The 18,094-nt window shown below is 69.2% G+C and carries 17 protein-coding genes; 13 read left to right on the forward strand and 4 right to left on the reverse strand.

From position 1 onward, the window contains the following. Positions 1-578: 578 nt before the first annotated feature. Positions 579-1,475 carry an esterase/lipase family protein gene (locus tag AC07OC_RS21215; RefSeq protein WP_218340526.1) on the reverse strand — a complete coding sequence of 299 codons (897 nt, stop codon included), beginning with the start codon at positions 1,473-1,475 and terminating at the stop codon, positions 579-581. 93 nt (positions 1,476-1,568) lie between these two features. On the opposite strand from AC07OC_RS21215, the gene AC07OC_RS21220 reads away from it, so the two are divergent. The 9 genes from AC07OC_RS21220 (at position 1,569) to AC07OC_RS21260 (ending at position 11,655) form a co-directional block, all read left to right on the forward strand. Then, entirely contained in the window at positions 1,569-2,315 is a 747-nt protein-coding gene (locus AC07OC_RS21220; protein ID WP_218293154.1) for an FFLEELY motif protein, read from the forward strand. Positions 2,316-2,384: 69 nt separating this feature from the next. Beyond that, positions 2,385-4,070, forward strand: coding sequence for an AMP-binding protein (locus AC07OC_RS21225; RefSeq protein ID WP_218340527.1), 1,686 nt, complete (start codon positions 2,385-2,387; stop codon positions 4,068-4,070). A 441-nt stretch (positions 4,071-4,511) separates the two neighbouring features. After that, positions 4,512-5,465, forward strand: a complete 954-nt coding sequence (locus AC07OC_RS21230; RefSeq protein ID WP_218293152.1) for a sugar ABC transporter substrate-binding protein — start codon at positions 4,512-4,514, stop codon at positions 5,463-5,465. Positions 5,466-5,503: 38 nt separating this feature from the next. Continuing rightward, positions 5,504-7,171, forward strand: coding sequence for a sugar ABC transporter ATP-binding protein (locus tag AC07OC_RS21235; RefSeq protein ID WP_494602125.1), 1,668 nt, complete (start codon positions 5,504-5,506; stop codon positions 7,169-7,171). After that, positions 7,168-8,160 (forward strand): ABC transporter permease, encoded by a 993-nt coding sequence (locus AC07OC_RS21240; protein WP_218340529.1) that lies wholly within the window; start codon positions 7,168-7,170, stop codon positions 8,158-8,160. The genes AC07OC_RS21235 and AC07OC_RS21240 overlap by 4 nt, the downstream gene beginning before the upstream one ends. 56 nt (positions 8,161-8,216) lie before the next feature. After that, positions 8,217-9,242, forward strand: a complete 1,026-nt coding sequence (locus tag AC07OC_RS21245; protein WP_218293149.1) for a LacI family DNA-binding transcriptional regulator — start codon at positions 8,217-8,219, stop codon at positions 9,240-9,242. Beyond that, positions 9,239-10,189: a ribokinase gene (gene rbsK, locus AC07OC_RS21250; protein WP_494602128.1), complete on the forward strand. Its 951-nt coding sequence runs from the start codon at positions 9,239-9,241 to the stop codon at positions 10,187-10,189. Before AC07OC_RS21245 ends, rbsK begins: the two co-directional genes overlap by 4 nt. Then, the gene (gene rbsD, locus AC07OC_RS21255) at positions 10,186-10,575 is read left to right on the forward strand and encodes a D-ribose pyranase (protein ID WP_494602130.1); all 390 of its coding nucleotides are present in this window, start codon (positions 10,186-10,188) and stop codon (positions 10,573-10,575) included. The genes rbsK and rbsD overlap by 4 nt, the downstream gene beginning before the upstream one ends. A gap of 147 nt (positions 10,576-10,722) precedes the next feature. Continuing rightward, positions 10,723-11,655 (forward strand): MBL fold metallo-hydrolase, encoded by a 933-nt coding sequence (locus tag AC07OC_RS21260; RefSeq protein ID WP_218293145.1) that lies wholly within the window; start codon positions 10,723-10,725, stop codon positions 11,653-11,655. A 107-nt stretch (positions 11,656-11,762) separates the two neighbouring features. Here AC07OC_RS21260 and AC07OC_RS21265 read toward each other — a convergent pair whose 3' ends face one another. Together AC07OC_RS21265 and AC07OC_RS21270 are read right to left on the reverse strand one after the other, a co-directional pair. Beyond that, complete coding sequence (locus AC07OC_RS21265; RefSeq protein ID WP_494602133.1) at positions 11,763-12,362, reverse strand: DUF4124 domain-containing protein; 600 nt, start codon at positions 12,360-12,362, stop codon at positions 11,763-11,765. Between the two features lie 111 nt (positions 12,363-12,473). Then, complete coding sequence (locus AC07OC_RS21270) at positions 12,474-14,459, reverse strand: lytic transglycosylase domain-containing protein (RefSeq protein WP_494602135.1); 1,986 nt, start codon at positions 14,457-14,459, stop codon at positions 12,474-12,476. 14 nt (positions 14,460-14,473) lie between these two features. Here AC07OC_RS21270 and AC07OC_RS21275 point away from each other — a divergent pair, with 14 nt between their 5' ends. The 3 genes from AC07OC_RS21275 (at position 14,474) to AC07OC_RS21285 (ending at position 16,194) form a co-directional block, all read left to right on the forward strand. Next, positions 14,474-15,046 carry a 5-formyltetrahydrofolate cyclo-ligase gene (locus AC07OC_RS21275; protein ID WP_218293142.1) on the forward strand — a complete coding sequence of 191 codons (573 nt, stop codon included), beginning with the start codon at positions 14,474-14,476 and terminating at the stop codon, positions 15,044-15,046. A 138-nt stretch (positions 15,047-15,184) separates the two neighbouring features. Beyond that, the gene (locus AC07OC_RS21280; RefSeq protein ID WP_494602137.1) at positions 15,185-15,877 is read left to right on the forward strand and encodes a glutathione S-transferase family protein; all 693 of its coding nucleotides are present in this window, start codon (positions 15,185-15,187) and stop codon (positions 15,875-15,877) included. Positions 15,878-15,885: 8 nt separating this feature from the next. Then, on the forward strand, positions 15,886-16,194 hold the full coding sequence (locus tag AC07OC_RS21285; RefSeq protein WP_492254562.1) for an NIPSNAP family protein: 309 nt from the start codon (positions 15,886-15,888) through the stop codon (positions 16,192-16,194). A gap of 24 nt (positions 16,195-16,218) precedes the next feature. On the opposite strand, the gene AC07OC_RS21290 is transcribed toward AC07OC_RS21285, so the two are convergent. Further along, positions 16,219-16,674, reverse strand: coding sequence for a hypothetical protein (locus tag AC07OC_RS21290; protein WP_494602139.1), 456 nt, complete (start codon positions 16,672-16,674; stop codon positions 16,219-16,221). Positions 16,675-16,719: 45 nt separating this feature from the next. Here AC07OC_RS21290 and AC07OC_RS21295 point away from each other — a divergent pair, with 45 nt between their 5' ends. Then, positions 16,720-17,973, forward strand: coding sequence for a multifunctional CCA addition/repair protein (locus AC07OC_RS21295; protein WP_218293138.1), 1,254 nt, complete (start codon positions 16,720-16,722; stop codon positions 17,971-17,973). The last annotated feature ends 121 nt before the right edge of the window (positions 17,974-18,094 follow it).

The following is an 18,094-nucleotide window of genomic DNA, read 5'->3' on the forward strand; positions in this document are numbered from 1 at the left end:
GGCACACGCACGCACCCCCTGCCCTGCGCTTCTCGGCACGCGCAGAAGGGAACCCAGAAACGGACATCCACACGGGCCATTGCTTCGCTCGGCCCCCTCTCGCGGGCGCAAGCGCCACGCGCTGCGCAAACTGGGCCGAGCGCAGCGATGGCCCGAATGGATGTCCGGCTGTTCGGTTGTTTGGATGTTCTGCTGTCCACCCCCTGCTGGCTGCGCCTGCGGCGGGGCGGTTGCGGGGTGGCATGGGCGTCGCAGCGCCCATGCTTCGTGCTCTGACTCGCCGTGGCTGTCTGAGCGGCGCGCGCAGCGCAAAGCGAGTTCCACGGCGCACCCCGCAACCGACACGACGCAGGTTTGCCCCGGAGCAAAGCGCAGGGGTCGCAGACTGGGGGTCGCCTTTTCTTTGGTGACTTTCTTTTGGCGAAGCAAAAGAAAGTTACTCGCCTGCCGGGGCGACAACCCGGCTCCCGCCCTCAGCAAAGGCATACGGCTAAATCAGCACACCTAACAAAAACTACAAAATTGATAGCTACCAACGCTTTATAGAAAAGCGCCAGCAGTCAAAAAAACTCACAAAATCACCCTCGACCTATCTCCTCCAGACAAGCCTCCATCACCCCAGGGTCAACCGCCATCTGCACATGCGCGACGCCCTCCACCAACCGGTTGTCCGCCCCTGGCAACGCCGCGGTGCTCGCCGGGAACACGATGTTGTCGCAGTTCGAATACCAGCACGTGAACAACGCCGCCCGCCCCGCCGGCTCGGCCCGCTGCAGCGCCACCACCCAGTCCCCCGCCAGGCTCATCTGCCGCCCATTCACCGCCCGGCTGAAGCGCCCGAGCCACGTGCCCCCATGCGGCGTGCCCAGCGTCAGCACCCGGTGCACCCGCCCGTCCGCCTGGTGCGCGCGCAGCCAGGCCCGCACCGCCAGCCCGCCCATGCTGTGGCACAGCAACACCGGCGCCTGGCCCGTGGCCGCCGTCACCTTGCGCACGGCCTCTTCGATGATGTCGGCGTACTCGTCAATCGAGCCCATCACCGGCTCCAGGTTCACCGCCACATGGGCATGGCCCCGGGCTTGCAATGGCGCGAACCACGGTAACCACAGGCCCCGGTTGCACATGAAGCCGTGCACCAGCACCACGCCGCGCTTTCCGGTCGGCTGCGCAGGCAGCCAGTCGGGCAATGACTGGTGGCGAAACGGCTGGCGCCAGCCAAAGACCATCAATGCCACCCACACCTCGGCCCACCAGGCGGCCAGCACCTGGGAGAGGCGCGCACGGGGCGCGGCGTCCTGGCGGTTGGTGAGGTGCATCAGCACAAACTCCACCGCCATCACCGCGAGGTATATCCCCAGGGGCAGCAACGCCCCCAGCACGGCACGCAAGGGCGAATGCGGCCACTGCCACACCAGCCAGGCGGCCATGGTCAGCAGGATGAACAGGAGCAGGGTTCGTTGCCAGCGCGCGATCATGGTGGTGATGGGCAGATGTTGTAATTGACCAGCCGCATTGTGCGGTCTGGGCCCTGCCCTGGCGCCCCCCGCACGTAGAAAGGACCCCGCCCCATGGATGCCGCCCAGACCATCCGCGACTGCATCGCCGACGTCACGGCCCTGCGCCTGCACCGCACCGGCGATGCCGCACTGGGCGCGGCGGTGGGCCAGGTCAAGACCCTGCAGGCACGGCGCTTCAGGGGCACCTATGCCGACCTCATGGGCTCGCCCTCGTTCGGCCCCGCGGCCCGGTTCTTCCTCGAGGAGCTGTACAGCGACACCGACTACACCGAGCGCGACCTGCAGTTCGGCCGCATCGCGGGCACGCTGCAGACCATGTTCCCCCAGCCCGTGGTGGCCACCGCCGTGGCGCTGGCCGTGCTGCATGCGCAGACCGAGGGGCTCGACCAGGAGATGGGCCGCGCCTGGCTCGACGCCTCCGGCGGGGGCGGCATGCCGGACGCCGCCCGCTACACCGCCGCCTGGCGCGCCGTGGGGCAGCGCCATGCGCGCCAGCAGCAACTGCAGCGCGTGCTGGCCATGGGCACCGACCTCGCCCGCCTGACCCGCACCCCCGGCCTGCGCATGATGCTGCGCATGATGCGCGCGCCCGCCCAGGCGGCCGGCATGGGCGCGCTGCAGCGGTTCCTGGAGGCGGGCTTCGACACCTTTGGCCAGCTCGCGCGCCAGCGCGGCGGGGTCGAGCAGTTCCTGGCCACCATCCAGGAGCGCGAAGGCGCGCTGATGGCGCAGCTGTTCGATGCCGATCCTGTCACCTGCGAGACCCAACTGGCGCGCACCCTAGGACAAGCCCGGTAGCTGACTGCACGCCCGCGCTTCCACAATCTGTGCCCACCCTTTCACTGGCGAGCACAAGGAAACAAGCGCATGGAAAAGATCTGGCTCAAGAGCTACCCCCCGGGCGTACCGCACGATGTGCAGCCCGAGCAATACCGCTCCGTGGCCCACCTGCTGGAGGAATCCTTCCGCAAGCACGCAAAGAGCCCCTTCTCGGTCTGCATGGACCGGTGGATGACCTATGGCGAACTGGAGCGCCGCTCGGCCGCGCTGGGCGCCTACCTGCAGAGCCTGGGCCTGGCCCCCGGCGCGCGCGTGGCCATCATGCTGCCCAACATCCCGCAGTTCGGCGTGACCATGGCGGCCGTGCTGCGCGCGGGCTACACCTGCGTGAACGTGAACCCGCTGTACACGGCGCGCGAGCTGGAGCACCAGCTCAAGGACTCGGGCGCCACGGCCATCGTGATCCTGGAGAACTTCGCGCACACGCTGGCCGAGGTGGTGGACCGCACCGCCATCCAGCACGTGGTGATGACCTCGATGGGCGACCTGCTGGGCGCCGCGTTCGGCGCCTGGATCACCTTCGCGGTGCGCCACCTGGCCAAGATGGTGCCGGCCTACGAGCTGCCTCTGACCGGCGGCCGCAAGCTCGTCACCTTCAAGAAGGCGCTGTCGCTGGGCGAGCACAAGTCCCTGGCCCCGAGCCAGGCCACGCTCGACTCCATCGCCTTCCTGCAGTACACGGGCGGCACCACGGGCCTGTCCAAGGGCGCGGTGCTCACCCACCGCAACATCGTGGCCGCCACGCTGCAGGCCGAGGCCTGGTTCACGCCCGCGCTGTCGAAGGTGGGCGACATCAGCAAGGCCAACTCCATCGCCGCGCTGCCGCTGTACCACATCTTCGCGCTCACGCTGTGCCTGCTGGCCATCCGCCAGGGCTCCAGCCTCACGCTGATCCCCAACCCGCGCGACATTCCCAAGTTCGTGGCCGAGCTCAAGAAGCGCCCCTTCCACATGCTGCCCGCCGTGAACACCTTGTTCAACGCGCTGCTGCAGAACCCGCAGTTCCGCACGCTCGACTTCTCGCACCTGTGCGTGTCGCAGGCCGGCGGCATGGCCGCCAGCGAAGGCACGGCCAAGCAGTGGCAAAAGGTCACGGGCAGCACCATGATCGAAGGCTGGGGCATGAGCGAGACCTGCGCCATCGGCACCAACAACCCGGTGAACAACACCACCTTCAGCGGCACCATCGGCCTGCCGCTGCCGGGCATCGACATCGCCATCAAGGACGACGCCGGCCACAGCGTGCCCCAGGGCGACCCGGGCGAGATCTGCATCCGCGGCCCCAACGTGATGACGGGCTACTACAACCAGCCCGAGGAGAACGCCAAGGCCTTCACGCCCGATGGATTCATGCGCACGGGCGACATCGGCATCATGGACAGCGAGGGCTACACGCGCATCATCGACCGCAAGAAGGACATGATCCTGGTGAGCGGCTTCAACGTGTTCCCCAACGAGCTGGAGCAGGTCATCAGCCTGTGCCCCGGCGTGGTGGAATGCGCGGCCATCGGCATCCCCGACGAAAAGCAGGGCGAGGCGATCAAGGTGTTCATCATCAAGAACGACCCCACGCTCAGCGAGGAAGACGTGGCCCGCTACTGCCAGGAGAACCTCACCGGCTACAAGCGGCCCAAGTACATCGAGTTCCGCGACGAGCTGCCCAAGAGCAACGTGGGCAAGATCCTGCGGCGGGAGTTGAGAACCGCCGCCTGAGCGGCTCCGCCTCCTTTCCTCTTCTCCTTCCTTTCCCCCTTCTCCTCACGCGCTTCGCGCCAGGGAAAGGGGGCACAACACCGGCGCGGCGGGGCGGGCCTTGCGCGGTGTTCCTGGCAAGGCAGCGCGCAGGTTTCCACGCCCTGGCGCCACGGCCCGGCCCTTGCTCTTCTCTGCGGGGCCCCTCCTCCCATCCACCCCCTCCAAGCCCCGCGAAGCCAGGGCCGGGCTCCGCGCAGGGCGGCACGGCGGCAAAGCCGTTCCCGGCTTTCTCCCCGCCAGGCCATTGCGTGCTATTTCAGGGTTTTCACCCACTAGCAAACGTTTGCGCAAACGTTTGCTTTCGATATGATTCGCGCCGCGGCATCGCTTTGGCGGGTCGCCCGAAGCGTTTTTGTGGGCGCCGCTGGCGCTTGAAGCCCCATTCCAACAGGAGACACCATGCAGTTCACCCGCCGTTCCGTTCAGACCGCCGCCGCCCTTGCCGTTGTGGGCAGCCTGCTGGCCAGCCCTGCGTTCGCGCAGGACAAGCCCAAGATCGCCCTGGTCATGAAGTCGCTGGCCAACGAGTTCTTCCGCACCATGGAAGACGGCGCCAAGGCGCACCAGAAGGCGCACGCCAGCGAATACACGCTGGTGGCCAACGGCATCAAGAACGAGACCGACACCGCCGCGCAGATCAAGATGATCGAGCAGGCCGTGGCGCAGAAGGTCAGCGCCATCGTGCTGGCCCCGGCCGACTCCAAGGCGCTGGTGCCCGTGGTCAAATCCGCCATCGACAAGGGCATCCTGGTGGTCAACATCGACAACCAGCTCGATGCCGACGCGCTGAAGGAAAAGAACATCACCGTGCCCTTCGTGGGCCCCGACAACCGCGCGGGCGCCAAGCTGGTGGGCGACCACCTGGCCAAGACACTGAAGGCCGGCGACAAGGTGGGCATCATCGAAGGCGTGTCCACCACCTTCAATGCGCAGCAGCGCACGCTGGGCTACCAGGACGCGATGAAGGCCGCCAACATCACCGTGGTGGGCGTGCAGTCCGGCAACTGGGAAATTGAAAAGGGCAACACCGTGGCCGCCGGCATGATGCGCGAGCACCCCGACCTGGTGGCGCTGCTGGCCGGCAACGACAGCATGGCCCTGGGCGCCGTGGCCGCCGTGAAGGCCGCCGGCAAGACCGGCAAGGTGCAGGTGGTGGGCTACGACAACATCGGCGCCATCAAGCCCATGCTGGCCGACGGCCGCGTGCTGGCCACCGCCGACCAGTACGCCGCCAAGCAGGCCGTGTTCGGCATCGAGCTGGCGCAGAAGGCCCTGGCCGCCAAGACACCCCAGGCGCAGCTGCCCGCCCTGGTGAAGACCGACGTGGTGCTCGTGACCAAGGGCAGCAAGTAAGACGCACCCCGACCCCAGCCGCACCCGCTTCGCCCGCCATGCCCCGCACGACCGCCGCCCCCGCCCTGGCCACTCCCCTGCTCACGATCGACGCCGTGGGCAAGGACTACACGGCCACGGTGCTGGACGGCGTGACGCTGGCGCTGAACGCGGGCGAGGTGCTGGCGCTGACGGGCGAGAACGGCGCGGGCAAGAGCACGCTCTCCAAGATCATCTGCGGGCTGGAGTCGCCCACGCGGGGCGGCATGCGCCTGGCGGGGCAGACCTACACCCCCGGCTCCCGCCGCGACGCCGAACGCCAGGGCGTGCGCATGGTGATGCAGGAGCTGGGCCTGGTGCCCACGCTCACCGTGGCCGAGAATCTGCTGATGGGCCGCCTGCCGCACCGCCTGGGCTGGCTGCGGCGCGATGCGCTGCACACGGCCGCGCGCGCGCAGCTGGACAAGATTGGCCTGCGCGGCATCGACCCCGCCACGCCGGTGTCGCAGCTGGGCATCGGCCAGCAGCAGATGGTGGAGATCGCGCGCAACCTGCAGGACGACACGCGCATCCTGGTGCTCGACGAGCCCACGGCCATGCTCACGCCGCGCGAGACCAACTACCTGTTCGAGCAGATCGCGCACCTCACCGCGCGCGGCGTGGCCATCATCTACGTGTCGCACCGGCTCGAAGAGCTGCGGCGCATCGCCGACCGCGTGGCCGTGCTGCGCGACGGCCGCCTGGTGGACGCGCGCCCCATGGCCGGGATGAGCGAGGACGACTTGGTGCAGCGCATGGTGGGCCGCGTGGTGAGCGACCTGGACCACCGCCCGCGCCGCCCCGCCGGCCCGGTGGTGATGGGCGCCCGGGGCCTGGGCCGGGGCACCGCCGTGCAGGACGTGAGCCTGGAACTGCGCGCGGGCGAGATCTTGGGCATTGCCGGGCTGGTCGGCTCCGGCCGCACCGAGCTGGTCCGGTTGCTGTTTGGCGCCGACCGGGCAGACCGGGGCAGCATCACGCTGCACCCGGAATTTGAGCAAAAACAGCCCCCAGTGCTTGATGAACAAGCGCAAGCAGCTACACAAAACATAGCAAACCAGGCGGCCAAGGCGCCCCTCGCCACACCACGCACCATTGCGCGTGGCTTCGCATCCCCCCTGCAGGCCATCGCCGCCGGCGTGGGCCTGGTCACCGAAGACCGCAAATCGCAGGGCCTGCTGCTGGCGCAGCCCATCCGCATCAACGCCACGCTGTCCGACCTGTCGGCCGTCTCGCGCGGCGGCTGGCTGCTGCGCGGGCTCGAAAGCCGGCTGGTGCAGGGCTTTGTGCGCACGCTGGGCATCCGCTGCCGCAGCCCCGAGCAACCCGTGGGGCAGCTGTCGGGCGGCAACCAGCAAAAGGTGGTGTTCGCCCGCTGGCTGCACCGCCAGGGCCGCGTGCTGCTCCTCGACGAACCCACGCGCGGCGTGGACGTGGGCGCGCGCGCCGAGCTGTATGGCGAACTCGATCGCATGGCCTCGGAAGGCCGCGCGCTGCTCATGGTGTCGTCCGACCTGCGCGAACTCATGGCCATGGCCGACCGCATCGGCGTGATGAGCGCGGGCCGCCTGGTGGCCGTGTTCGAGCGCGGCGAGTGGTCCGAGCAATCGCTGCTGGCGGCCGCGTTTTCCGAGCCCGGCGGCCGTACCGGCACCACCCCTTCCACCCCTTCTCCTGTCACCGCATGAACGCCCCCGCACACTCTGCCGCCCCCGCGGCGGCACCTTCCGCCTCCTCCGTCTGGCGCAGCCAGCTGGGCACCTACCTGGGCCTGCTGGCCGTGCTGGCGGGCATGGTGGCGCTGTTCTCGTCGCTGTCCGACTACTTCTGGAGCGCCGAGACCTTCATCACCATCGCCAACGAGATCCCGGCCCTGGCCGTGATGGCGGTGGGCATGACCTTCGTGCTCATCATCGCGGGCATCGACCTGTCGGTGGGCTCGGTGATGGCGCTGGCCGCCGCCACCTCGGCCGCCGCCATCCTGCAATGGGGCTGGACGGTGCCCGCCGCCGCAGCCCTGGCGCTGGCCACCGGCCTGGTGTGCGGCACCATCACGGGCGCCATCTCGGTGGCCTGGCGGCTGCCCTCGTTCATCGTGTCGCTGGGCATGCTCGAAGCCGTGCGCGGCAGCGCGTACGTGGTCACCGACTCGCGCACGCAGTACGTCGGCGATGCGATCTCGTGGCTGTCGGCGCCGTTTTTCGGCGGCATCTCGTTCGCCTTTCTGCTGGCGGTGCTGCTGGTGGTGGTGGCGCAGCTGGTACTGTCGCGCACCGTGTTCGGCCGCTGCGTCGTGGGCATCGGCACCAACGAGGAAGCCATGCGCCTGGCGGGCGTGGACCCGCGCCCCATCCGCGTCATCGTGTTTGCCATGACCGGCCTGCTCGCGGGGCTGGCGGGGCTGATGCAGTCGGCCCGGCTCGAAGCCGCCGACCCCAACGCCGGCACCGGCATGGAACTGCAGGTGATCGCCGCCGTGGTGATTGGCGGCACCAGCCTCATGGGCGGGCGCGGTTCGGTGGTGAACACCGCGTTTGGCGTGCTCATCATCGCGGTGCTGGAGGCGGGCCTGGCCCAGGTGGGCGCGAGCGAGCCCAGCAAGCGCATCATCACGGGGTTCGTGATCGTGGCGGCCGTCATCGTGGACACGCTGCGCCAGCGCCGCGCCGCCGCCTGACACCCCTCCCTCCTTGCCCACCGACTTCCTCTCCTCCCAATTTTTTTCTTCTTCCCATGGCCACTATCAAGGACGTTGCGCGCCACGCCGACGTGTCGGTCACCACGGTGTCGCACGTGGTCAACGGCACGCGCCGCGTGAGCCCCGAGGGGCGCGAGCGCGTCGAAAAAGCCATCCGCGCGCTGGGCTACGTGCCCAGCGCCATCGCGCGCAGCCTCAAGAGCAACAACACGCGCACGCTGGGCATGCTGATCCCCAACAGCTCCAACCCCTACTTCGCCGAGATCGTGCACAGCGTGGAAGACCGCTGCTTCGGCGCGGGCTACAACCTAATCCTGTGCAACACCAACGACGAGGCGCACCGCCAGGGCACCTACCTGCAGGTGCTGGCCGAGCGGCGCATCGACGGACTCATCGTCGTCTCCACCGGGCATGACGCCACCCTGCCCACACAGCTGGCGGGCCTGTCCATCCCCACCGTGCTGGTGGACCGCGAGATCGAGATCGCCGAACAGCCCTGCGACCTCGTCGAGACCGCGCACATGCAAGGCGGGCAGCTCGCCACGCAGCACCTGCTGGACCTGGGGCACCGCCGCATCGCGTGCATCAGCGGCCCCGAGGGCCTGGTGCCGAGCGAGCAGCGCATCGCGGGCTGGCGCGCCGCCCTGTCCGCGGCTGCGGATGCCCGCGGCGAGGCGCCCATGCTGTGCAACGGCCACTTCACCAGCCAGGGCGGCTACGACGCCATGCACGCCCTGCTGCGCGCGGACACGCCGCCCACCGCCGTCTTCGTCTGCAACGACCTCATGGCCATGGGCGCGCTGTGCGCCGCGCATGAACGGGGCCTGCGCGTGCCCGAGGCGCTGTCCATCGTGGGCTTCGACGACATCGAGCTGGCCGCCTTCACCAGCCCGCCGCTGACCACCGTGGCCCAGCCCAAGCAGCGCATCGGCGCGCTGGCGGTGGACATGCTGCTCGAACGCATCGACGGCAAGCGCCAGGACGCGCGCAAGGTGATGCTGCAGCCCGAGCTGCGCGTGCGCGCCTCCACCGCGCCGCCCGCCCTGGAGACCCGCGCATGAGCGCCTCCGCCGCGCGCGTGCCGCGCATCGCCGTGGTCGGCAGCCTGAACATGGACCTGGTGCTGCAGGTGCAACACGCCCCCGGCCCCGGCGAGACCGTGCTGGCCGACGCCCTGCACCTGGTGCCCGGCGGCAAGGGCGGCAACCAGGCCGTGGCCTGCGCCCGCCAGGGCGCCCGGGTGGCCTTGTTTGGCCGCGTGGGCGACGATGGCTACGGCCACACGCTGCGCGCGGGGCTTGACGCCGACGGCATCGACCACGGCGGCGTGCAAACCGACACAGAAACCACCACCGGCGTGGCCGCCATCACCGTGGAGGCCAGCGGGCAAAACCGCATCGTGGTCGTGCCGGGCGCCAATGGCCGCTTTGTGCTGGATGCCGCCGCGCTGGGCACCGCACTGCAAGGCGCAGGCGGCCTGGTGCTGCAGTTTGAAACGCCCCTGCCCCAGGTGCTGGCCGCCGCCGAGATGGCGCATGCCGCTGGTTGCCCTGTGGTGCTCAACCCCTCGCCCATCCAGCCCCTGCCCGAAGCCCTGTGGCCGCTGGTGCACACGCTGGTGGTGAACGAATTGGAAGCCACGGCGCTGGCAGACCAGAACGTGACCACGCCCGTGGAAGCAGCCAAGGCCGCGCAAGCCCTGCGCGCCAAGGGCCCGGCCCAGGTGGTGGTGACGCTGGGCGCGGCAGGCGCCGTGGCCGCCGACGCTGCCGGCAGCCGCCACCACCCCGGCAGGGTGGTGCGGGCCGTGGACACCACGGCGGCGGGCGACACCTTCCTGGGCGCGCTGGCCGTGGCGCTTGCGCGCGGCGAGCCCCTGGATGCCGGCGTGCGCGACGGCATCCGCGCCGCCGCGCTGTGCGTGACGCAGCCGGGCGCCCAGCCCTCCATCCCCACCCGCGCCGCCGTGGCGCACAGCCCCCTGCCTCCCGACTGGATCGCCCTGTGAAACGCACCACCCTGCTGCATGCCGAACTCTCCCACGCCATCGCCAGCCTGGGCCACGGCGACATGATGGTGATCGGCGACGTGGGCCTGCCCATCCCGCCCGGCCCCCGCCGCATCGACCTGGCGCTCACCCCGGGCATCCCGGCCGTGGCCGACGTGCTGCGCGTGGTGCTGTCGGAGATGCAGGTGGAAAAGGCCGTGATCGCCACCGAGGCCGTGGAGCGCGGCGCAGGCCATCTGCCCGGCTGGTGCCAGCTCCCGGTGGAGCCGCAGGCCGTGCCCCACGACGACTTCAAGCGCCTGACCCAGCAGGCCCGCGTGATGGTGCGCACGGGGGAGTGCACGCCATACGCCAACGTGATCCTGGTGGCGGGTGTGACGTTCTGATACAGGCTGGGCCTGCGGGGCCACGAGGCGGAGAAGCTGTTTGCGGGTTTTGGAGGGCTTCGGGCGGCCCCCACCTGCGGTACGCTGGGCAGCAGCCCACGGCGCGGCACGCATGCCCGCCACCGACGCCATCGAATTCCCGCCCCCATGCCCACCACCGCGCCCCACGACCTCCTGCCCCCCGAAATCACCGTCCTCGAACGCGGCTGGCTGTCGGCCAACAACATTCTCTTCATCGGCCACCACGACACCGCGCTGGTGGACACGGGCTACTGCAGCCATGCCGAGCAGACCGTCGCCCTGGTGCGTGACGCGCTGGCCGGCCGCCCGCTGGACCGCGTGCTCAACACCCACCTGCACAGCGACCACTGCGGCGGCAACGCCGCGCTGCAAAAGGCCTGGCCGGGCGTGCTCACGGCCATCCCGCCCGGCCAGGCGGACCATGTGCGCCAATGGGACGCCTATGCGCTGAGCTACACCCCCACGGGCCAGGAATGCCCGCCCTTTCGGGCCGACACGCTGCTCACGCCCGGCTCCTGCGTGCTGCTGGGCGACAAGCCCTGGCAGGTGCATGCCGCCCCGGGGCACGACCCGCATTCGGTGGTGCTGTTCGAGCCCCAGGGCCGCGTGCTGATTTCGGCCGATGCGCTCTGGGAAAGCGGCTTTGGCGTGGTGTTTCCCGAGCTGGAAGGCGACGATGCCTTTGCCGAGGTGGGCGCCACGCTGGACGTGATCGAGAAACTCTCGCCCCAGGTGGTGATCCCCGGCCACGGGCCGGTGTTTGCCGATGCGCCCCGCGCCATCGACGGCGCGCGCCGGCGCCTGGACGGCTTCGTGCGCAACCCGGCCAAGCACGCGCTCTACGCCGCGAAGGTGCTGCTCAAGTACAAGCTGCTGGAGTGGCAGCAGATCAGCATGGCCGACCTCACGGCCTGGGCCGAGGCCACGCCCTATTTCGGGATGCTGCGCGAGCGCTACTTCGCGGAGCAGACGCAGGCCGAGTGGCTGCGCAGCCTGGCCGATGACCTGGTGCGCTCCGGCGCCGCGCTGCGCCAGGGCGAGGTGCTGCACAACGTGTAAGCAGCGCGGGGGCGGCTGCAGGCGGCCGCGCCACCGCACGTGGCCCGGCGGCGTCCGGCCAGCGCGGGCCCCCCCTGCGGGAAGGCGCGCGGCGCCTCACGGCAGGCTCAATGCTTGTACTGCTTGTCGCACCCCATCACGTGGTTGTAGCTGCTGGACATGCACTGGTAGAACGACTTCTTGTTGCCCGACGCGCCCTGGCAGTCCGACACGCTGTACTTGCCCTTCGCCTCGCGGATCTTGGGCGCCGTCTTGTCGAAGTCGGCCTGGGCCATGTAGCCATCGCGCACATTCTTCTGCCCCACTTCCAGCATGGAGTCGGCCTGGTCGTGGATGTTGCCCACGGCGGCCTGGCAGTTCAGCGGCACCTGCTTGCTGTCGACCGTGCCCAGGGCCTTCGTGGCCCCCTCGGCAAACTCCTGCACGTCCTTGGGAATCTTCTTGGTGCCGTCCGCGTTGTACTGGACGCTGCCGGGCTTGCCGCCCCCTTTGCCGCTCGCACCGGCGCCACCGGTTCCGTTGGTGCCCTGCAGCTTCAGCGGCTCGGCATCCTGCTTGGACGGCGGCGGCTGGGAGCCATAGTGGGTCTTGCCCTCGGCATCCACCCATTTGTAGACCGGCTGCGCCTGGGCACCGGTGCCCAGGACCATGGCCATCACCGCCACCGCCATGGCGGCACGGGCCGCCATCTTTTTGGCATCGCTCATCTCGCTTCCCTCCGTAGTTTTTGATTCCAATGGGCTCCACCGCTTTTCACCAAAGCGCCGGCAGCTCATGTTTTTATAGCAATCCCATGCGGCAGTCACCCCCTCCCCGTGTCAGGGAAGGTCCTTGTTCACCTCGGGCGCGGACGCATCGCGCGGGCCGATGGTGCCCAGGCGGCTCTTGAGCGACTGGGGCTGGCCCGTGAGCATGGCGGCGTAGTTGGTGGTGTTGGCCAGCACTTTCTTCACGTAGTCGCGCGTTTCGGCAAAGGGCACGTTTTCGGCCCAGATGGCGGCGTCGAGCACCGGGCCGTTGCGCCAGTTGCGCGGGCGGCCGGGGCCGGCGTTGTAGGCGGCGGCGGCCATGGGCATGGAGCCAGCGAAATCGTCCAGCGCGAGCTTGAGGTAGGCCGTGCCGATGGTGATGTTGGTGTCGCGGTCGTTGATCTGGTCGGGCGTGAAGTTGGCGAGGCCGATCTTCTTGGCCGTCCAGCGCGCCGTGGCGGGCATCACCTGCATCAGGCCCGAGGCGCCCACGTGGGAGCGCGCATCCATGATGAAGCGGCTTTCCTGGCGGATCAGGCCGTAGACATACGCCGGGTCCAGGCCGATGCCGGTGGCGCGCTCCACCACGGCGCTGCGAAACGGCGTGGGAAAGCGCTGCGTGGTATCCACGACGGCCTTGGTGCGCTCGCTGGTGTTGATGCAGCGGTCCCACACCTCGCGCTGGCACGCGAAGTCGGCGGCGGCCAGCAGCTCGCGGTCGGCCATGCCGCCGCTCTGGTGCAGGTTGGTGGTGTAGTTCCACTCGCGCACGCCCTCGCTGCGCAGGCCGAGCAGGATGGCGTACAGCGCGCGGTTCAGGCCCGGGTTGGCGCGGGCTGCCGCCTTTTCTTCCGGCGTGAGCGGCGCGGGCGCGGGCGGCACGGTGATGCGCTGGCCCAGTTCTTCCAGCGCCAGCTGCTCGTAGAAACCGCGCGTGCTGGCAATGCCTTCGAGCAGCTGGCGCGCCTCGGCGCGCTCCGCGTCGGTCACGCGGCCCGCCAGGAGCGAGCGCGCCTTCCAGTACACCCAGGTGCTTTCCTGGCGCGCCTCGGGGCCCATGGCGTCCACGGCCTTGCCCACTGTCTTCCACTGGCCGGCGCGCAGCGCGGCCCGCACCTTCCAGCCCAGCAGGTCGTCGTTCAGGTCGCTGTCGCGCGTCACGTTGGCGAAGTAGCCGTGGGCGTTGCTGGCCAGCTTCTGCGCGGCGGTCTTGCCGATCACGGCCCAGGCCCAGTTGCGCTCCTCGGACGAAAGGTGCACGCCCCACTTGCTGTCGAGCTGGTGGGCAGCGCCTTCCGGGTCGGTGGTGGCCAGCTTCAGGAGCGCGAGCAGCACCAGTTCCTGCCTGGCCTTGCCGGCGGCCGTGGCGCGCGAGAGCAGGTACTTGGCGGGCGCGTCGAGCACCTCCTTGACCTGCGGCAGCGATTCGGGCGAGACGATCTCGACCGCCGTGCGCACGACGCGGGGGCGGTTGGCCTCCACGCCCAGGCGGGCCTTGCGCCAGATGTCCAGGGCCGACAGCTTCTTGTAGCCATGCAGCTCCCGCGCCGCGTGGGTGCAGCCGTCGTCGCCATCGCGCTGGGCGTACCAGTTGCTGCGCACGTCCTCGGCCACCGTGGGGCTGGCCGTCCCCTTGATCTGGTCGATCAGCAGTGCGTAGCAGCGCACCTCGCGGTCGTCCGACATGCGGTAGCCGGGATGCTGCTCGGCGAACTGGCCCCAGTCGCGCCGCTGGCCCAGCAGCAGCAGCCAGTCGTTGCGCAGGCGGTCTTCCTGGTAGCTGCCCGCGTAGCGCTGCAGGAAGGACTGGATCTCCGATGGCGACGCCTCGCCCAGGCGCAGCTTGAGCTCCCAATAGGCCGCCCAGGGCTCCAGCGCATGGCCGCGTGCGGCGGGCAGGAGCTGCTCGAGTTTCTTGCGGTCTCCCTTGCGGAAGGCCTGCTGCATTTCGAGCAGGGTATCGTCACCACGGTTTTGCGCCATGACAAGGGGCGCGGTGGCGGCCAGCAGGCTGGCCGCGACAAGGGGTGTCAGAATCGCTCTGAGAAATTGCATGGGGGAATTATCTGATGGACAAAGCAGCCCTTCGGCGCGCGTTGATAGAAGAACGCCTCAACCTGCCCGACCGCCTACAGCGGGCCGACCTGTTACAGCAGGTGATGCGCATCTGGCTGGTCAACCGGCCCGACACCGTGATCGGCGCCTACTGGCCCATCAAGGGCGAATTCGACCCCCTGCCCGCCCTGCACCGTTGGAAGGAAGACGGCGAGCTGCTCGATGAACCCCAACTGCGCCGCATCGGCCTGCCGGTGGTGAACAAGCTGCACAAGACCCTCACCTTCCACGCCTGGTACCCCGGCTGCCCCATGGAGGAGGACGCCTACGGCATCCCCAAGCCCAAGGACACCGAGGTCATCGTGCCCACCCTGCTCTTCGTGCCCTGCGTGGGCTACGCGCCGGGCGGCTACCGGCTGGGCTATGGCGGCGGCTTTTACGACCGCACCCTGGCCACGCTGCAGCCCAAGCCGTTCACCGTGGGCCTGGGCTTCACCCATGGCTACCTGGACGACTTCGAGCCCGAAGCGTTCGACCTGCCGCTCGATGCCATCCTGAACGACAACGGCGTGGTCTGGCCGGTCTGACCCGCCAACAGGGCCCGCACGGCCCGTGATGCGTGCCGCGCATCATTGGGGCCGCGTTTTCGCATCGCTGGCGCGCGCCACTGCCGCTAGCATGGCGGACTGGCTTTCTTTTCTCTGATTTCCATCGGCAGGTGCCCCATGCTCAAGCTCTATATCGGCAACAAGAACTACTCGTCCTGGTCCATGCGCCCCTGGGTGCTGCTCAAGCAGGCGGGCATCGTGTTCGAGGAAGTGCGCGTGCGCTTCGACAGCTTCGAAGCCAATTCAGAATTCAAGCGCGCCATCGGCGCCGTGAACCCCACGGGCAAGGTGCCCGTGCTGGTCGACGGCGACCTGGTGGTGTGGGACACCCTGGCGATTGCCGAATACGTGGCCGAAACCCACCCCGTCCAAAAGCTCTGGCCCGCCGATGCCAAGGCCCGCGCACGCGCCCGCAGCATCTGCGCCGAGATGCACAGCGGCTTCACCGCCCTGCGCAGCCACTGCCCCATGAACATCGAGGCGAACCTGGCCGACACCGGCGCCCTGATCTGGCGCGACCAGGCCGGCGTGCGCGCCGATGTGCAGCGGCTGGTGGACATGTGGAGCGCGCTGCTGCAGGAACATGGCGGCCCCATGCTGTTCGGCCAATTCACCGTGGCCGACGCCTACTTCGCCCCCGTGTGCATGCGCCTGCACACCTACGCCCTGCCCGTGCCACCCCACATCGCCGACTACGTGCAGCGCGTGCGCGCCCTGCCCGGCGTGAAGGCCTGGATCGACGAGGCCCTGGCCGAGAAGGACTTCCTGGACTTCGAAGAGCCCTACCGCCTGCGCCACACGCAAGGCTGAGCAGCGCCATGGCCGTCACCATCTACCTGCGCTACGTGCTCAACACCAGCAAGTTGAAAGAGTTCGAGCACTACGGAAAACTGTGGATCCCGCTGGTCGAGAAGTTCGGCGGTAAACACCACGGTTATTTCATGCCCAGCGAGGGCGCCAACAACATCGCGCTGGCGCTGTTCACGTTCGAGAGCCTGGCGGCCTACGAGGTGTACCGCCAGCAGTCGATGCAGGATGCGGAATGCCAGGCGGCGTTCCGCTACGCCGAGGAAACGGGCTGCATCGTGAGCTACGAGCGGAGTTTTTTCAGGCCGGTGTTCAGCTGAACGGGCACGGGCAGCCCGGCCACGCTACCGAAACTGCTTGCGCAAAAACGGCTTGTGCCGCGCGATGTGCGCCAACTGGGCGGGGGCCACGGTGCCGCCCAGGTCCTCCTCTTGCGCGTTGAGCACCTGGTTGGCATAGGCCAGCGCACGCGCCACCACGTCCTCTTCGCTCACCCCCTGCTGCGCGGCCAGGTCGAGCGCCACGCGTTTCATGGCGCGCTGCGACAGCATCCACATCGCGCCAAAGGCATCCCATGCGGCCATCGCTTCCTTGAACTTGTCGCGATCGGCCAGGATTTCATTCAGCGGCTTGGCCAGGATCTCCTGCAGGTCGTCCACCTTGGCTTTCAAAGCTTCGAACTGCACCTCGCGCTGCAGGGCTTCCGCTGCAGCGTTGGCGGCTGCGTCGGGCGCCGTGGGTACGGGCACGCTGCCGTCGGGGTTGAGCTGGGCAATGGTGAGGTCGGACGATAGGGGCATGGTGGGCTGGAATATACGGCCGGGGGCCCGGCCTAAACTACACCGATGCAAATCTACATGGTGGGCGGCGCCGTCCGCGACAAGCTGCTGGGCCGGCCCGTGAACGACCACGACTGGGTGGTGGTGGGCGCCACGCCCGAGCAGATGCTGAAGCTGGGCTACCTGCCCGTGGGGCGCGACTTCCCCGTGTTCCTGCACCCCGAGACGCGCGAGGAGTACGCGCTGGCCCGTACCGAACGCAAGAGCGGGCGGGGCTACCGGGGTTTTGTGGTGCAAAGCTCGCCCGACGTGACACTGGAAGAAGACCTGTCGCGCCGCGACCTTACTATCAATGCGATAGCTAGCAGCGCTGATGGGACAAGCGCCACAGGCCTATTTGATCCCTATCTTGGTGCCAGAGACATCGCGGCGCGGGTGCTGCGCCACGTGACGGATGCCTTTCGCGAAGACCCGGTGCGCATCCTGCGCGTGGCGCGGTTTGCGGCGCGGTTCACCGACTTCACGGTGGCGCCCGAGACGATGCAGCTGATGCGCGAGATGGTGCAGCATGGCGAGGCGGACCACCTGGTGGCCGAGCGCGTGTGGCAGGAGCTGGCGCGCGGGCTGATGGAAGAAAAGCCGTCGCGCATGTTCGAGGTGCTGCGCGAGTGCGGCGCGCTGCAGGTGCTGCTGCCCGAGGTGGCGCGCCTGTGGGGCGTGCCCCAGCGGGCGGAGTACCACCCCGAGGTGGACACGGGCGTGCACCTGATGATGGTGCTGGACATGGCCGCCCGCCTGCAATCCCCGTTGACGGTGCGCTTTGCCTGCCTGGCGCACGACCTGGGCAAGGGCACCACGCCCGCCGACGTGCTGCCGCGCCACATCGGGCACGAGGAGCGCAGCGCCGCGCTGCTCAAGGACGTGGCCGAGCGTCTGCGCGTGCCCGTGGACTGCCGCGAGACGGCCGAGGTGGTGGCCCGCGAGCACGGCCACATCCACCGCAGCAACGAGCTGTCGGCCGCCGCCCTGGTGCGGTTGCTGGAGCGCTGCGACGCCATTCGCAAGCCTGCGCGCTTTGCCGACATCCTGCTGGCCTGCGAATGCGATGCGCGCGGGCGCCTGGGGTTCGAGGAATCGGCTTACCCGCAACGCCCCCGGCTCCTGGCCGTGCTGGGTGCCGTGCAGTCGGTGGCCACGCGCGACATTGCCGCGCAGGCGGCGGCCAAGGGCCTGAGCGGCCCGCAGGTGGGCACGCTGATCCACCAGGCGCGGGTGGCGGCGGTGGCGCGGTGGCAACACCCCCGCAGCGAGGCTGACTGACCCCGCGCAAAACGCCGCCACAGCGCGGGCAGAACCCTGCCTACAATCCGCGTCCGCTCGCACCCCCTCCGGGGTGCGCCTCTTGCCAGCCCCGGGGGCGCATTTTCGCGCCCCGCGGCCC

The sequence above is a fragment of the Acidovorax sp. GW821-FHT10E04 genome, from assembly GCF_059415185.1.

Bases quoted from the DNA above. Each gene is read 5' to 3' on its own strand.
- AC07OC_RS21275 (WP_218293142.1), top strand. From the start codon at position 14,474: ATGGACAAAGCAGCCCTTCGGCGCGCGTTGATAGAAGAACGCCTCAAC.
- AC07OC_RS21280 (WP_494602137.1), top strand. From the start codon at position 15,185: ATGCTCAAGCTCTATATCGGCAACAAGAACTACTCGTCCTGGTCCATG.
- AC07OC_RS21225 (WP_218340527.1), top strand. From the start codon at position 2,385: ATGGAAAAGATCTGGCTCAAGAGCTACCCCCCGGGCGTACCGCACGAT.
- AC07OC_RS21220 (WP_218293154.1), top strand. From the start codon at position 1,569: ATGGATGCCGCCCAGACCATCCGCGACTGCATCGCCGACGTCACGGCC.
- AC07OC_RS21240 (WP_218340529.1), top strand. From the start codon at position 7,168: ATGAACGCCCCCGCACACTCTGCCGCCCCCGCGGCGGCACCTTCCGCC.
- AC07OC_RS21260 (WP_218293145.1), top strand. From the start codon at position 10,723: ATGCCCACCACCGCGCCCCACGACCTCCTGCCCCCCGAAATCACCGTC.
- AC07OC_RS21215 (WP_218340526.1), bottom strand. From the start codon at position 1,475: ATGATCGCGCGCTGGCAACGAACCCTGCTCCTGTTCATCCTGCTGACC.
- AC07OC_RS21290 (WP_494602139.1), bottom strand. From the start codon at position 16,674: ATGCCCCTATCGTCCGACCTCACCATTGCCCAGCTCAACCCCGACGGC.
- AC07OC_RS21245 (WP_218293149.1), top strand. From the start codon at position 8,217: ATGGCCACTATCAAGGACGTTGCGCGCCACGCCGACGTGTCGGTCACC.
- AC07OC_RS21235 (WP_494602125.1), top strand. From the start codon at position 5,504: ATGCCCCGCACGACCGCCGCCCCCGCCCTGGCCACTCCCCTGCTCACG.
- AC07OC_RS21270 (WP_494602135.1), bottom strand. From the start codon at position 14,459: ATGCAATTTCTCAGAGCGATTCTGACACCCCTTGTCGCGGCCAGCCTG.
- AC07OC_RS21295 (WP_218293138.1), top strand. From the start codon at position 16,720: ATGCAAATCTACATGGTGGGCGGCGCCGTCCGCGACAAGCTGCTGGGC.
- AC07OC_RS21265 (WP_494602133.1), bottom strand. From the start codon at position 12,362: ATGAGCGATGCCAAAAAGATGGCGGCCCGTGCCGCCATGGCGGTGGCG.
- AC07OC_RS21285 (WP_492254562.1), top strand. From the start codon at position 15,886: ATGGCCGTCACCATCTACCTGCGCTACGTGCTCAACACCAGCAAGTTG.
- rbsK (WP_494602128.1), top strand. From the start codon at position 9,239: ATGAGCGCCTCCGCCGCGCGCGTGCCGCGCATCGCCGTGGTCGGCAGC.
- AC07OC_RS21230 (WP_218293152.1), top strand. From the start codon at position 4,512: ATGCAGTTCACCCGCCGTTCCGTTCAGACCGCCGCCGCCCTTGCCGTT.